The 12,688-nt window shown below is 45.1% G+C and carries 12 protein-coding genes, 1 other RNA gene and 1 riboswitch; of the genes, 2 read left to right on the forward strand and 11 right to left on the reverse strand.

The window, feature by feature from the left end; translation table 11 throughout:
* The 6 genes from RT269_RS19210 to RT269_RS19235 form a co-directional block, all read right to left on the reverse strand.
* A partial coding sequence (locus RT269_RS19210; protein WP_170823457.1) for a sigma-70 family RNA polymerase sigma factor occupies positions 1-268 on the reverse strand: 268 nt, incomplete at its 3' end.
* A gap of 100 nt (positions 269-368) precedes the next feature.
* Positions 369-1,547: a phosphoribosylaminoimidazolecarboxamide formyltransferase gene (locus tag RT269_RS19215; RefSeq protein ID WP_313185003.1), complete on the reverse strand. Its 1,179-nt coding sequence runs from the start codon at positions 1,545-1,547 to the stop codon at positions 369-371.
* 14 nt (positions 1,548-1,561) lie between these two features.
* The gene (locus RT269_RS19220) at positions 1,562-2,275 is read right to left on the reverse strand and encodes an IMP cyclohydrolase (RefSeq protein WP_313185004.1); all 714 of its coding nucleotides are present in this window, start codon (positions 2,273-2,275) and stop codon (positions 1,562-1,564) included.
* 80 nt (positions 2,276-2,355) lie between these two features.
* Positions 2,356-2,438, reverse strand: a riboswitch (ZMP/ZTP riboswitch).
* Positions 2,439-2,508: 70 nt separating this feature from the next.
* Entirely contained in the window at positions 2,509-3,870 is a 1,362-nt protein-coding gene (locus RT269_RS19225) for an ABC transporter permease (RefSeq protein ID WP_313185005.1), read from the reverse strand.
* Positions 3,860-5,710, reverse strand: a complete 1,851-nt coding sequence (locus RT269_RS19230) for a COG1361 S-layer family protein (protein ID WP_313185006.1) — start codon at positions 5,708-5,710, stop codon at positions 3,860-3,862. Before RT269_RS19230 ends, RT269_RS19225 begins: the two co-directional genes overlap by 11 nt.
* Complete coding sequence (locus RT269_RS19235; RefSeq protein WP_313185056.1) at positions 5,697-6,416, reverse strand: ABC transporter ATP-binding protein; 720 nt, start codon at positions 6,414-6,416, stop codon at positions 5,697-5,699. Before RT269_RS19235 ends, RT269_RS19230 begins: the two co-directional genes overlap by 14 nt.
* Positions 6,417-6,777: 361 nt before the next feature.
* On the opposite strand from RT269_RS19235, the gene pyrB reads away from it, so the two are divergent.
* Both pyrB and RT269_RS19245 read left to right on the forward strand, forming a co-directional pair.
* Positions 6,778-7,701, forward strand: coding sequence for an aspartate carbamoyltransferase (gene pyrB / locus RT269_RS19240; RefSeq protein ID WP_313185007.1), 924 nt, complete (start codon positions 6,778-6,780; stop codon positions 7,699-7,701).
* Positions 7,695-8,120 (forward strand): aspartate carbamoyltransferase regulatory subunit, encoded by a 426-nt coding sequence (locus RT269_RS19245; protein ID WP_025233291.1) that lies wholly within the window; start codon positions 7,695-7,697, stop codon positions 8,118-8,120. Before pyrB ends, RT269_RS19245 begins: the two co-directional genes overlap by 7 nt.
* Before the next feature lie 105 nt (positions 8,121-8,225).
* On the opposite strand, the gene rnpB is transcribed toward RT269_RS19245, so the two are convergent.
* From rnpB to rpoD, 5 genes are all read right to left on the reverse strand, one after another.
* An RNA gene (gene rnpB, locus RT269_RS19250) (RNase P RNA component class A) lies at positions 8,226-8,572 on the reverse strand.
* A gap of 142 nt (positions 8,573-8,714) precedes the next feature.
* Positions 8,715-10,376 carry a nucleoside kinase gene (locus tag RT269_RS19255; protein WP_313185008.1) on the reverse strand — a complete coding sequence of 554 codons (1,662 nt, stop codon included), beginning with the start codon at positions 10,374-10,376 and terminating at the stop codon, positions 8,715-8,717.
* A gap of 11 nt (positions 10,377-10,387) precedes the next feature.
* Complete coding sequence (locus RT269_RS19260) at positions 10,388-11,209, reverse strand: Nif3-like dinuclear metal center hexameric protein (RefSeq protein WP_313185009.1); 822 nt, start codon at positions 11,207-11,209, stop codon at positions 10,388-10,390.
* Positions 11,196-11,897: a tRNA (adenine(22)-N(1))-methyltransferase gene (locus RT269_RS19265; protein ID WP_313185011.1), complete on the reverse strand. Its 702-nt coding sequence runs from the start codon at positions 11,895-11,897 to the stop codon at positions 11,196-11,198. The genes RT269_RS19260 and RT269_RS19265 overlap by 14 nt, the downstream gene beginning before the upstream one ends.
* 21 nt (positions 11,898-11,918) lie before the next feature.
* A partial coding sequence (rpoD, locus tag RT269_RS19270; protein ID WP_313185012.1) for an RNA polymerase sigma factor RpoD occupies positions 11,919-12,688 on the reverse strand: 770 nt, incomplete at its 5' end.

Below are 12,688 nucleotides of genomic sequence, written 5' to 3' on the forward strand. Positions count from 1 at the left end.
CATTCTCCACACACTTGGCCGCATAAGTGGCTAGTCTGGAGCCTCTGTCCGGGTGAAAGGTATTGACGGCTTTTATAAGTCCTATGGTACCTACGGAAAGAAGATCTTCCATATCATAATCCGTATTCTGATATTTTTTTGCCACATGTGCCACCAGACGCATATTTCGCTCGATGAGTGTGGCTCTCGCCTCCTGATCCCCTTCCTGGTATCGTTCCAGACACTCTCGTTCTTCTCGCGCAGTTAAAGGTTTGGGAAAAGTTTTCAAAGAAAGCCACCTTAAACTTACTTACTCTCATTTTATGCCGGCCTTCTCTTTAAAGTGCTTTTACAAAAAATATAGGCTGGTACTTATTTTCCTTTCCTATTTAATGATGGAACAGACGAAGCCCTGTAAAAGCCATGGCCATCCCATATTGGTCACATGTTTCAATTACCTGGTCATCACGGACCGATCCCCCAGGCTGGGCCACGTACCTTACACCGCTTCTGTATGCGCGGTCAATGTTATCACCAAATGGGAAGAAAGCATCAGATCCCAGGGAAACCTCAGTCAGCCGGCTAAGCCAGGCCTTCTTTTCTTCTCCTGTGAATACGGCTGGCTTTACCCTGAAAATATGTTCCCATCTGCCGTCAGCAATGACATCCATATAATCTTCTCCAATGTAGACATCAATGGCATTGTCCAGATCCGCGCGGCTGATGCCATCCACGAACGGCAGCTCCAAGACCTGTGGCGCCTGGCGAAGAAACCAGTTATCCGCTTTATTTCCTGCCAGTCTTGTGCAGTGGATGCGGGACTGCTGACCAGCCCCGATCCCGATCGCCTGTCCGCCCTTTGCAAAACAGACAGAATTGGACTGGGTATATTTTAAAGTAATAAGAGAAATAATCAGGTCAATTTTTGCTGATTGGGGGATATCCTGGTTCTTTGTCACTACATTTTTTAAGAGATCTCCATGAATCTTCTCTTCATTTCTTCCCTGCTCAAACATAATCCCAAAAACCTGTTTTCTCTCAAGCGGCTCTGGCTGGTAGTCCGGGTCAATTTGAATGATGTTGTAATTGCCGTTTTTCTTTGACTTTAAGATTTCCAGGGCTTCCGGTTCATACCCTGGGGCAATGACCCCGTCCGACACTTCCCGTTTGATTATTCTGGCGGTATCCGTATCACAGATATCCGACAGGGAAATAAAGTCTCCGAAGGAAGACATACGGTCAGCCCCTCTTGCCCTTGCATAGGCACAGGCCAGGGGAGAAAGCCCTTCCATATCCTCTACCCTATAGATCTTTGCAAGTATCCTGTCAAGAGGCAGTCCCACTGCGGCGCCGGCCGGCGACACATGTTTAAAAGAAGCCGCCCCAGGAAGGCCGGTCGCTTCCTTTAATTCTCTTACCAGCTGCCAGCCATGAAAGGCATCCAGGAAATTGATATATCCCGGCCGGCCGCTTAAAACCTTAATGGGAAGTTCTTTCCCCTCTGGCATAAAAATCCTTGAGGGCTTCTGATTCGGGTTACAGCCATATTTTAATTCCAGCTCATTCATCTTTTGTACTCCTGTCATTGATTTTTATTTACAATCCGTGTCTCATAAGCTCCGGATTCTATGTCAATATATCTTACAAAGAGAGAGATCTTATTCTCCTCATGGAGGCTTTCCCATATCATGGCAGTAAATTCATCCAGGTCATCAAGGGTCGCTGACAGCTTTGGTTCCCCTTCAAAGCTTGGCAAAGGACTTCCATCATGCATATAGGTATGAATGAAATGGGCTTCACCTGCCTCCGGATTATCATAGGCAAAGGTATAACGGTTGCAGGAGTCCGGATTCCCATGATTGCTCTTTATGATGGACATGGCGTAGTTGAAGCGCCCGCCTTCTATATGCATGATCCCGGAAATACGGGGCGTATAATTAGGACTATCCGGTTCAAATTCCCGGCACCGTAAGGACTGTTCAAACGTCAGCTGTATATCCATTCCCTCGTAAATGGTATCAGTCTGATCTCCGTTTGTCACAATGGTCTTATTCCCCATAACCCGCACCGGAGCGTAAATAATAAGGCTGGGGTCTGTAACCTTTGAAGGATCAAAGGCCTGGGTGCGGATTCCTTCCCCTTCCTCTACGAATACGCGGTTGCGGCTGTTATCGCTTCTTCCCATAATAAAATAAGCGGCAACCGCCTTTGTTCCATCCGGCGTTTTTCCCATAATAATGCCTCTTCCCGGATAGGAATTACTCTTTAAATCGTCTTGTAAAGAAATCAAACTCATCAGACCTGGTCTCCTTTCGAATGAAAACACAATGAACTCATCTGGCTCGCTGCTCACGCAAAAAACCGCCTGGGCATCCCATAGGGTGCCCAGGCGGTCGGCTTTTTACGTATCGTGCTCCCCGTGGTAAAAATCCACTTATCCGCCAGTCGCACGTACCTTGTACATCATCATATAATATTCTCTGAAAAAAAGCAACCCTCTTTTTTAACCGAATCAAGTAAGTCCCTTAGCTATTCATTCCTTATGGCTGCAAGAGGACTTAGCTTCATGGCTCTTAGGGCAGGGAAAAATCCTGCGGCCATTCCTACAAAAACAGCAAAGCCAACGGCTGTTAAGGAAAGCCAGGGAGGAATCCTGGAAAGATCGCCAGGCATATTTGACATAAAATGGCCCGAAAGGAACCTGTTAATAAGGAATGAAACCCCATAGCTGAACAGAATTCCTGTTATGCCTCCTAAAAAGCCGATAAAGCCTGACTCCAGAAGGAACATGTTCCTGATATTATTCATATCGCAGCCAAGAACCTTTAAGATCCCGATTTCCTTTGTTCTTTCGTAAATGGACATCATCATGGTATTGGCGATACCAATTGCCGCCACAAACAGAGATACGGCTCCGATTCCTCCCAAAAGAGCCTGAACCATCTTGGCCTGCTTCTGGGACTGCTCCAGCCACTCCATATTGCTGTTAGCCTGAAAGCCCATATCTGTAATAGCTTTTTGTACAGCGGTAACATTGTTCATATCATCCACTTCCACAATCGCCTGCTGATAAATAAAATAGTTGTAGGGTTTTCCCTTTTTATTGGTAGGCTGGTTGGGAATGGGCTTCTTTTTAAAAATCTGTTTTAGCTGGGCCTTTAGCGCTTCTAGATCCACATATACGCTATAGCTGTAACTGTTCCAATCCTCCGGCCCTCCTTCCACCAGGCCGGTCGTTGGTATGAGATACTTTTTGGGCGGTTTGACGGTTGCACCGCCTTCCCCAGTTCCCCCGCTTTGGGACTGATAATAGGCATCCATATCAAAAATCACAAACATGGGTCTATTTATAAAATCAATGTCAGGAATGCTGGAGGGATCATCATAATAGTTGTTACGATTGCTTTTGGGGTTGCTGAAATTCCTTGCAACCATATTTCCTACAATCATCTGTAAGTCTCTTTTTCCTGCTTCTGGAATTTGCCCTTCTTTTAAGGGAATATTTTTCATATACTCCTGAGTGACGCCAATCAGGTTGATATACGCCTGGTAAGCCCCCTGAGTCATCATAACACTGGTTTCCAGAAGGGGAGATGCTGCATTAACATGATCGATCCGTTTAAACTGTGCAATCACATCATCCGTCATGTAATTAGGGTCCTTGCTGCTTTCATTTCCTCCCCACATGGCATTGGAATATACGGAAACTTCCGTAAGGCTTCCATAGGAAGCGATCTGTTCCATGGTAAGTTCATTAAAGCCGATCCCCAAAGACACCATGACAACAATGGAAGCCGTACCGATCAAAACTCCCAGAACCGTTAAAAATGTCCTTAGCTTCCTGCGTCTTAAGTTATTTACACTCATGGAAAGCAAATCGCTAAATTTCATTGTCTTTTTCCTCTTCTAGTTCTTCCAGTGCTTCCTTTTTCTTTTTACGCCTTTTAAGCACATATACGGTTCCAATGGTTCCTATCACCAGGACGGCAATCACCGCTGGAATGATGATCTTTCCATATTTGGAAGTGCCTTCCGGCTCTGTTACTGCCGGAAATTCTCCAGAACCATCCATTCCGGGATCTAAGTCCTCCTGTTCCGTTACCGTTAAACTTATCTCTTTTTCAACAGGATCGCTGACGACCCCGTTTTCATCCTCATAGGTGATCATAACCTTGATTTTTCCGTCATCCATGGTAGGCGCTGTTCCGCTGATCATGGCATCCACATTACCAGACTCTCCTGGCTTTATATTTCCTACATAGCTGTTGGTCTGCTGGATGGAATCTCCCACAAAGGCCACCATTACGTTGTAGAGGAGAACTTTTCCCGTATTATTGATGGGAAACATCACATTTGTCTCCGAACCTACGGAAATCATATCCGGCATTATCTCGATCGTTCCCGTATTCAGCCTGGAAACCTGCTTAACAGGAATATTTACCGTTACCTTTTCTTCCGCGTTTTTAAATTCAGGACTGTCGTACTTTTCATTGATGGTGATGGCATAGGTTCTTTGATCCACCCATGCCCCCGCCCGAAGCTTTAACTTTATATCCGTGGTCTGGCCTGCGGGAAGAGAATTCACAACAATGGATGAAGAACCGGAATCCATGGTAAATACGGCGCTGTCTGTAACTTTTTCTGATTCCAGGTTAAAGAGGATGTTGCTTGCCGCAACGTTTTCAGAAGCGTTCTTCATATGGAGGATCATTTCAAATTCCTCCCCGGCATAAACTGTCTCCGGGTTCGTCTGGAACCCATCTACAATGATTCTTGCCTTTGTTCTGTCATTGGCATTGAAATCACCGGTCTCCTCTTCTTTGTCTTTATTCTGAATCTTGACATAGAAGGTCTCTTCCGTTTTCTGGACGTCTCCGTCCGAGCTGTCACGGTATTCTATGGTATAAGTGATGGGATAGTATCCGCTGTAAACATCCTTGCGGATATTCATGCTGTAGGGGATTTCCACCGTCTCGCCGCCGCCCATCCGGTCGTAATGCCTGGTGTAGTTTCCATCGTTAATATCAAAGGGGAACTTTGTGCTGTCCTGGTCCAGCTTCATCCGGACATTCACATCAAAAGCCGTTACTTGGGAGGAATTGCGGACGTTCATATTAAAATTCATGGTTTGGGGATAGATGCCAAAAGGCGTATTCTGGTTTTCTCCCAGCTCAAACTGGATCGTCCCTTCATCTTTTCCGGATTCCGTGGTTGCGGCGGATTTTGTGATCCAGATGTTGACCGTTGCGGGACGGGCATCAGGAAAAGAAATCGGCGATCCGTCTTTTCCGCCAGCGGTCGCACCGAATACTACCTCTATGGGTACTGTGTAATATCCGTCTGCCAGATCTCTTCGAACTTTCCCAGTAAGGGATACATTCTTAGAGCTTCCGTTTTTTACTGTTCCTATCATTTTATTATTAAAGGTGTCAGAGGTGATCTCAAAAGGAAACGTGTTTCCTGAATAAGTTTCTCCATTTGCCTTTGCATCACTTTCCTCATTCACTGTTTCATCTGAAAAGCGAATTGCCACATTATTTAAGTCAATACCTTCATTGTTTTTGAAAACCATATTGATGGTCATGTTCTGCCCTGTCTTTCCAGACGGAACTTTTTTAACCTCAATATAACTCTCGTCTGATCCTGACCGTGCAAAAGCTACCCCCGGTAAAGCCGAAATAATCATAAGGACTGCAAGCAGCCATACAAATCCTTTTTTACAATACTTCATGTTCCATATCCTCCTTTGTAACCTCATGATGCTGTTCTTCGATTTTAACGATCTTTCCATCTACTATATGGAATTGTCTGTCTGCAAACTTTGCAATATAATTATCATGTGTAACCATGACAAGAGTCTGATTCTGCTCCCTAACGATTTTCTGCATTAAACTTAATATTTCCCTGGTAGTCTTGGAATCTAAGTTTCCAGTTGGCTCATCCGCAAAGATGATCTTAGGATCTACTGCCAAAGCTCTTGCAATGCCGACTCTCTGCTGCTGACCTCCTGACATCTCATTTGCCATATGCTTCATCTGTTGCTCTAACCCCACCAGCTTTATGTATTCCTTTGCCTTTTCATTTCTTGTTTTCTTTGGCACTCCCCGAAATGAGAGAGGCATAGCCACATTTTCCACCGCGTTCATAGTCTGTATAAGATTATAGGACTGAAAAATAAAACCCACATGCTTTCTGCGGAATGATACAAGCTGATTTTCCGAAAGCTTTTCTATATGGTTCCCGCCAATGACAATCTCTCCCTTTGACGGCTTCTCAAGGCCGGCCAACATATTTAAGAGAGTGGATTTACCGGAACCGGAGGGGCCCACGATTGCACAGAACTCTCCCTTATATATAGTAAAGTCCACGCCATTTAACGCATAGACCTTTGTGTTTCCCACTTTGTACACCTTGTAGAGATTCTTGACCTGAATCATAGGTGACTTTTTTTCCGCCAAAACAGACACCCCCTTTCTTTATTTTTGCAAGCAATGAGCCAAGCACAGGAATGCAGGCATTCTTGCATCTGGAGAATGCCGCAGGTTTCAAATATCCTGTACCTGTTGTACTTGACTTTGCATACACATTATACAACAAGACATTTCCATCGGTCATTCTTTATTTTCTTACGCTTCCTTAAATATTCCTTACAGGAGGGAAGCTGCTAATTTCTGGAAAAGTGGCATATGAAAAGATTATATCATAAATTTAAAAAAAGTGTGGAAATATTCTAACGAATACTGTATAATAGATTGGATAGAATTTTAAACCATAATTTAGTGGATAAAGGAGATTCTTATGAGACATTTACTTAACCCGTTAGACTTTAGTGTGGAAGAGACAGGACAACTCTTAGACCTGGCGAAAGATATCGAAGAAAATCTTCCAAAATATTCTCATGTATGCGATGGAAAAAAATTAGCGACATTATTTTATGAGCCAAGTACAAGAACTCGTTTGAGTTTCGAGGCTGCCATGTTAAATCTGGGCGGCAGTGTACTAGGCTTTTCTTCTGCCGACTCCAGTTCTGCCGCAAAAGGAGAAAGTGTTGCTGATACCATTCGGGTTCTCTCCTGCTACGCAGACATATGTGCCATGAGACATCCAAAGGAAGGTGCTCCACTGGTAGCTGCCAGCCATTCCGGCATACCGGTAATCAATGCCGGTGACGGAGGCCACCAGCATCCGACCCAGACCCTGACTGATCTGCTTTCCATCAATTCTTTAAAAGGCCGTTTGAATGATCTGACCATTGGCCTCTGTGGCGACTTAAAATTTGGCCGCACGGTTCACTCTCTGATTAATGCTCTTGTACGATACGAAAACATCAAATTCATCTTAATTTCCCCCCCAGAGCTAAGGGTGCCTGAATACATCCGAGAAGATGTACTCAAAGCCAACAACATTGAATTTGTAGAAATGGACAGCCTTGACGATGCCATGCCATCTCTTGATATCCTCTATATGACCCGCGTTCAGAAGGAACGCTTCTTCAATGAGGAAGATTACATTCGTTTAAAAGACTGCTACATTCTGGACAAGAAGAAAATGAAACTGGCGAAAGAAGATATGTATGTTCTTCACCCTCTTCCAAGAGTCAACGAAATCTCAGTGGAGGTTGACGAGGATCCCCGAGCCGCCTACTTTAAGCAGGCACAGTACGGCGTGTATGTGCGTATGGCTCTTATCATGACATTACTGGAGGTAGAAAAATCATGTTAAATATCAGCGGATTAAAAGAAGGAATCGTATTAGACCACATTGAAGCCGGCAAAAGTCTGGAAATCTATTATAACCTGGGTCTGGACAAGCTGGACTGCCAGGTTGCCATCATTAAGAATGCAAGAAGCAATAAGATGGGAAAAAAGGACATCATAAAAATTGAAGGCGGCTTAGACCATATTGATTTAGACATTCTGGGATATATTGACCATAACATTACGGTTAACATCATAAAGGATAACCTGATTGTGGAAAAGAAAACCTTAAGCCTTCCTAATAAGATCACCAACGTGATTCAATGCAAAAACCCCCGCTGCATTACCTCCATCGAGCAGGGGCTTCCTCATGTATTCTATCTTGCCGATGAGCAGAAAGAAGTTTACCGCTGCCGGTATTGTGAAGAAAAATATTCGAAATAATTCAAAAACTGCCTTCCCGGAATATAAGGAAGGCAGTTTTTTATTCTTTCCATATGATCTGCTCTGATCAGGAACAGAGACATTGCATACTATCCACTTCTTTAAGTTTTGAGCAAGACGATAAGCCGGGTTATGTCGTTGAATGGCCATCTATCTAGGCCTGCCGTCGCCAGCAGGCTCAAGCAACCTACCCGGGAGCAGACGGGCCGCCTTATGCTCCCTGTTCGGTCTTGCTTCGGATGGGGTTTACATGGACCCCTCCTGTTACCAGAAGGGCGGTGGTCTCTTACACCACCTTTCCACCCTTACCGCATTAAGCGGCGGTATATTTCTGTTGCACTTTCCCTGGAGTCGCCTCCGCCAGACGTTATCTGGCATCCTGCCCTGTGAAGCCCGGACTTTCCTCACCTGCAGCCTTTCGGCTTTGCAGCTGCGGCCATTTGTCTTACTCAAAACGATATTATGAAAAACTGTTTTCATAATTGGATGGACGGTGCTAAAAACAGCACCTTTTATGAGATGCGAAAAAGACAGCTTCTCATAAGCTATATTAACATATCATACATTTCTTTATTTGTAAAGCTACTTTCTGTTTTAAACCTTAAAACAGCTTCCTCCTATAAACTCTCTGACAATGGAATTGCGGGGGATATCCTCACAATTGACCCCAAGAAAATAGTCAAGGAATTTTAACAGACGCTTTGCTTCCATATATTCCGGGGATTCTCTTGGAATGCCGAATAACAGCGGTTCTGCATACTGCTTCAGCACAGCAAGTTCATAGACCGTAGCTGAGTTGAACATCACATCCGCAGATTCCTGGAAGGGGAAAATACACTCTTCCTCTCCTGCTCTCACCGCCGGCCACATACGTATGGTATCCTGCGCGGAAGCACCTCTTGTTCTGGCATCCCGTACCATCCGCCGGATCAGGCGGCAATCGGTTGTTGGAATCCGGTTGTGTTCATCAATATTCAACTGAGTCAGTGCACTTACGTATACACGGAATTTACTATCCTTTGGCAGGCTATAGGAAAGCCTGTCATTTAAGCAATGGATTCCTTCGATGACCAGGATATCGTCTTTTCCCAGTTTTAAATAATCGCCTCTGTACTCCCTGACCCCTGTTTTAAATTGGTACCGCGGCATTTCTACTGTTTCTCCGGCCAGAAGAGCCGTCATGTCTTTATTGAACTGTTCAATATCCAGGCTTTCTAAAACCTCATAATTGTAGCTTCCGTCCGGATTTTTCGGACTGTCTATCCGATTAACAAAATAATCGTCCACAGCAATGGGATGAGGAATCATCCCCTGAGCCTTTAGCTGAACAGACAAGCGGTGGGAAAAGGTGGTTTTCCCGGATGAGGACGGTCCGGCGATCATAACAAATTTTTTACTTCTGTCAGCGCCTATACGTTCCGCGATCCCAGCTATTTTCTTTTCCTGTAAAGCCTCCTGAATTAAAATCAGTTCATTGATATTACCCGATGCAATTTCTTCATTCAGAGCGCCTACATGGGACACATTCAGCCGTTCCCCCCATTTCACGCTCTCCTTCAGCACCCGAAACAGCTTCTGCTTTTTTTCCGGCTGGAAAACTGGCACCTCTTTGGGATTATCCTTCTGAGGCAGCATGAGCATAAAGCCTTCATCATGTAATATCAGGTCAAAATACTTAATATATCCGGTATTCTGTACCATGTATCCATAATAGTAATCTTCAAAGCCGCCTATGCTGTAGATGTTGACACGGGAAACCCGGCGGTAGCGAAACAGTCTTTCCTTGTCATACATCCGGTGCTTGTGAAACAGATCAATGGCATCGTCCGTGTTCACGCTACGTTTCATGATCGGGATTTTTTGCCCCACATACTCCAGCATGCGGGCTTTTACCTGAGAAAGAAGTTCCTCAGTCAGTCCGATCTTACCGTGAGCCTGCATATAATAGCCTTTTCCAAGAGAAAAATCCACAGTCACTTTTTCAATATTTTCTGCACCAGCCACATCGTAAAAGGCTTTCATCATAACAAAAATAGCGCTTCTGTGATAAGTCTGGATTCCGGGCTGATCTTTCCCCGTAAAAAAACGAAGGCTGCAGTCGAACTGGACTGTTTTATGGAGCTCACTTAATTTTCCGTTTATGCTGACCAGTAAGATATCATTTTCATACTGGGACTGATATTCTTTTGCAATATCTTGATAAGACGTGCCAATTGGGTATTGCTTTTCTACACCGTTTATAGTAACAACTGCCATTCGCTTCCTCCTTATATAAATGTTTCAGGGAATTCCACTTCTGCCTTGCAGATTTCTAACTCCTCCCCTACTTCTTTCTTCAGATACCCTTCCAGAAAGTCCAAAAACAGATATTCCAGGCCGTAATGGCCGGCATCAATGACAGCCATATGGTTTGCAGCGGCATCAATCCCATTGTGGTGGCCGATATCGCCTGTTATAAAGACTTTCACACCTGCAGCCAGAGCTGGTTTGATCATGCTTCCTCCGGATCCAGGGCTTATGCCTACAAAGCGTACGGCTTCCCCTGGCGCTGCCTCTCCATAAACAGTCACAAAGGGAAGATGAAACCGCTCCTTCACAAGAACAGCGATCTCCTTTACTGTCATCTCTTCCTTAAGATACCCTGTTTTTCCGATTCCATATACCATTTCCCTGGAACCTTCCGTTGTTTCTTTAAGCAGCACGCCTTCTTTATCCAGCACGCTTAAATCTGTAAGCCCGAGCTTTTCTGCGGCCGCATCAGCCATACATCCAGGCGCAGCATCAAAGTTTGTATGCATGGCATAGTAAGAGATATCATTGCGGATCAGACTTATAATACGCCTGGATATAAAATCCTTGTCATTAATTCTATTCAAAGGCTTGAAAATAAGAGGATGATGGGTAATCAATAAATCTGCTCCCCACCGGACAGCATTATCGACCACTTCGTCAGTAGCATCTAAGGCAATAAAAACCTTTTTTACTTCTTTATCACTACGGCCCGCTAAAAGGCCCACATTATCCCAATCACAGGCACAAACTGGCGGCGCCAGCTGTTCCAGTTTTTCTATGAGTTTATCGCACTGCATCCTGCGCCTCCTTGTTATAGGCTAGTTCCAGCTTCAGCTCTTCCATTCTTCTGACCGCTGCCTCCGTCTGGCTCACGGAAAGCCCTCTCATGATCTGCTTTAGCTGCTCTTCTTCCTTTTTTAAATATTCCTTTAAAACAGGATCTTTGGATTCCAGCAGGCTCCTGCCATAACGATAGGAAATCTCGCGTTCATCTTTACCGCCTGCTTTTATTTTTCTGCTGATCCCCATCACGGAATAGAACTTTCCTTCTTCTTTTATCATAGTCTCCCGCTCAATAAAAAATTCCTGCTCTTCCAGGAATTTGCGCACCTTGTCCAGTTCTGAGTGGGGGGATAGGACCCAGTAGGGAATGCCTTCCCATAAACTACGGCCTTCCTCAAGTATATGTATGATCAGCTCACCGCCCATGCCTGCTATGACCACACAGTCTGCTTCGTTCTGCTCTAATTTTAAAAGTCCGTCGCTTAAACGGACTTCCACATGACCTTGTAAACCTGCCTCCTGGATATGGGCCTGGGCCCTTAACAAGGGGCCCTTCCGCACATCCATGGCAATGGCATATTTTGCTTTTCCTTCCTGTACCAGATGGATAGGAATATAACCATGATCCGTTCCAATATCTGCAACTGCGCTTCCTTCCGGAACAAAGGAAGCGATCGTTTCCAAACGCCTTGATAACTTCATCTTAAACTCCGTCTTGTATCTTTAATCATCCAGATAGTCCTTAAGCTTCTTGCTTCTGCTGGGATGGCGCAGTTTACGCAATGCTTTTGCCTCTATCTGACGAATCCGTTCTCTCGTAACATTAAATTCTTTTCCTACCTCTTCCAAGGTTCTGGGCCGCCCGTCATCAAGTCCGAAACGCAGCTTTAAAACCTTTTGCTCCCGTTCGGTTAAGGTGTCAAGCACCTCCATCAGCTGTTCATGGAGCATGGTAAATGTGGCGGCATCGGCCGGAACAGCTACCTGCTCATCCTGAATAAAATCTCCAAGATGGCTGTCCTCTTCCTCTCCGATGGGAGTCTCTAGGGATACCGGTTCCTGAGATACCTTCATGATTTCTCTGACCCGGTCGACCTGCATATCCGCTCTGGCCGCTATTTCCTCCGGCACCGGCTCTCTGCCCAGCTCCTGTAAAAGCTGTCTGGACACACGAACCAGGCGGTTGATGGTCTCCACCATATGAACCGGAATCCGGATGGTACGGGCCTGGTCCGCAATGGCGCGGGTGATGGCCTGTCTGATCCACCAGGTCGCATAAGTACTGAACTTATAACCTTTCCTGTAATCAAACTTTTCCACAGCCTTAATAAGTCCCAAGTTTCCTTCCTGGATCAGATCTAAAAACTGCATTCCCCGCCCGACATAACGCTTGGCAATGCTGACCACCAGACGCAGATTGGCCTCTGTCAGCCTCTGCTTTGCATCATCGTCACCCAGCTCGATTCTCTTGGCAAGCTCAATTTCATCTTCAC

Origin of the sequence: Lacrimispora sp. (genome assembly GCF_032078915.1) — a bacterium.
Lineage (GTDB): Bacteria > Bacillota > Clostridia > Lachnospirales > Lachnospiraceae > Lacrimispora.

What these genes read in the sequence shown, in the direction of transcription:
- RT269_RS19215 (WP_313185003.1), bottom strand. Translation starts at nt 1,547, where the DNA reads ATGAATGAGCTGGAATTAAAATATGGCTGTAACCCGAATCAGAAGCCC.
- RT269_RS19220 (WP_313185004.1), bottom strand. Translation starts at nt 2,275, where the DNA reads ATGAGTTTGATTTCTTTACAAGACGATTTAAAGAGTAATTCCTATCCG.
- RT269_RS19225 (WP_313185005.1), bottom strand. Translation starts at nt 3,870, where the DNA reads ATGAAATTTAGCGATTTGCTTTCCATGAGTGTAAATAACTTAAGACGC.
- RT269_RS19230 (WP_313185006.1), bottom strand. Translation starts at nt 5,710, where the DNA reads ATGAAGTATTGTAAAAAAGGATTTGTATGGCTGCTTGCAGTCCTTATG.
- RT269_RS19235 (WP_313185056.1), bottom strand. Translation starts at nt 6,416, where the DNA reads ATGATTCAGGTCAAGAATCTCTACAAGGTGTACAAAGTGGGAAACACA.
- pyrB (WP_313185007.1), top strand. Translation starts at nt 6,778, where the DNA reads ATGAGACATTTACTTAACCCGTTAGACTTTAGTGTGGAAGAGACAGGA.
- RT269_RS19245 (WP_025233291.1), top strand. Translation starts at nt 7,695, where the DNA reads ATGTTAAATATCAGCGGATTAAAAGAAGGAATCGTATTAGACCACATT.
- RT269_RS19255 (WP_313185008.1), bottom strand. Translation starts at nt 10,376, where the DNA reads ATGGCAGTTGTTACTATAAACGGTGTAGAAAAGCAATACCCAATTGGC.
- RT269_RS19260 (WP_313185009.1), bottom strand. Translation starts at nt 11,209, where the DNA reads ATGCAGTGCGATAAACTCATAGAAAAACTGGAACAGCTGGCGCCGCCA.
- RT269_RS19265 (WP_313185011.1), bottom strand. Translation starts at nt 11,897, where the DNA reads ATGAAGTTATCAAGGCGTTTGGAAACGATCGCTTCCTTTGTTCCGGAA.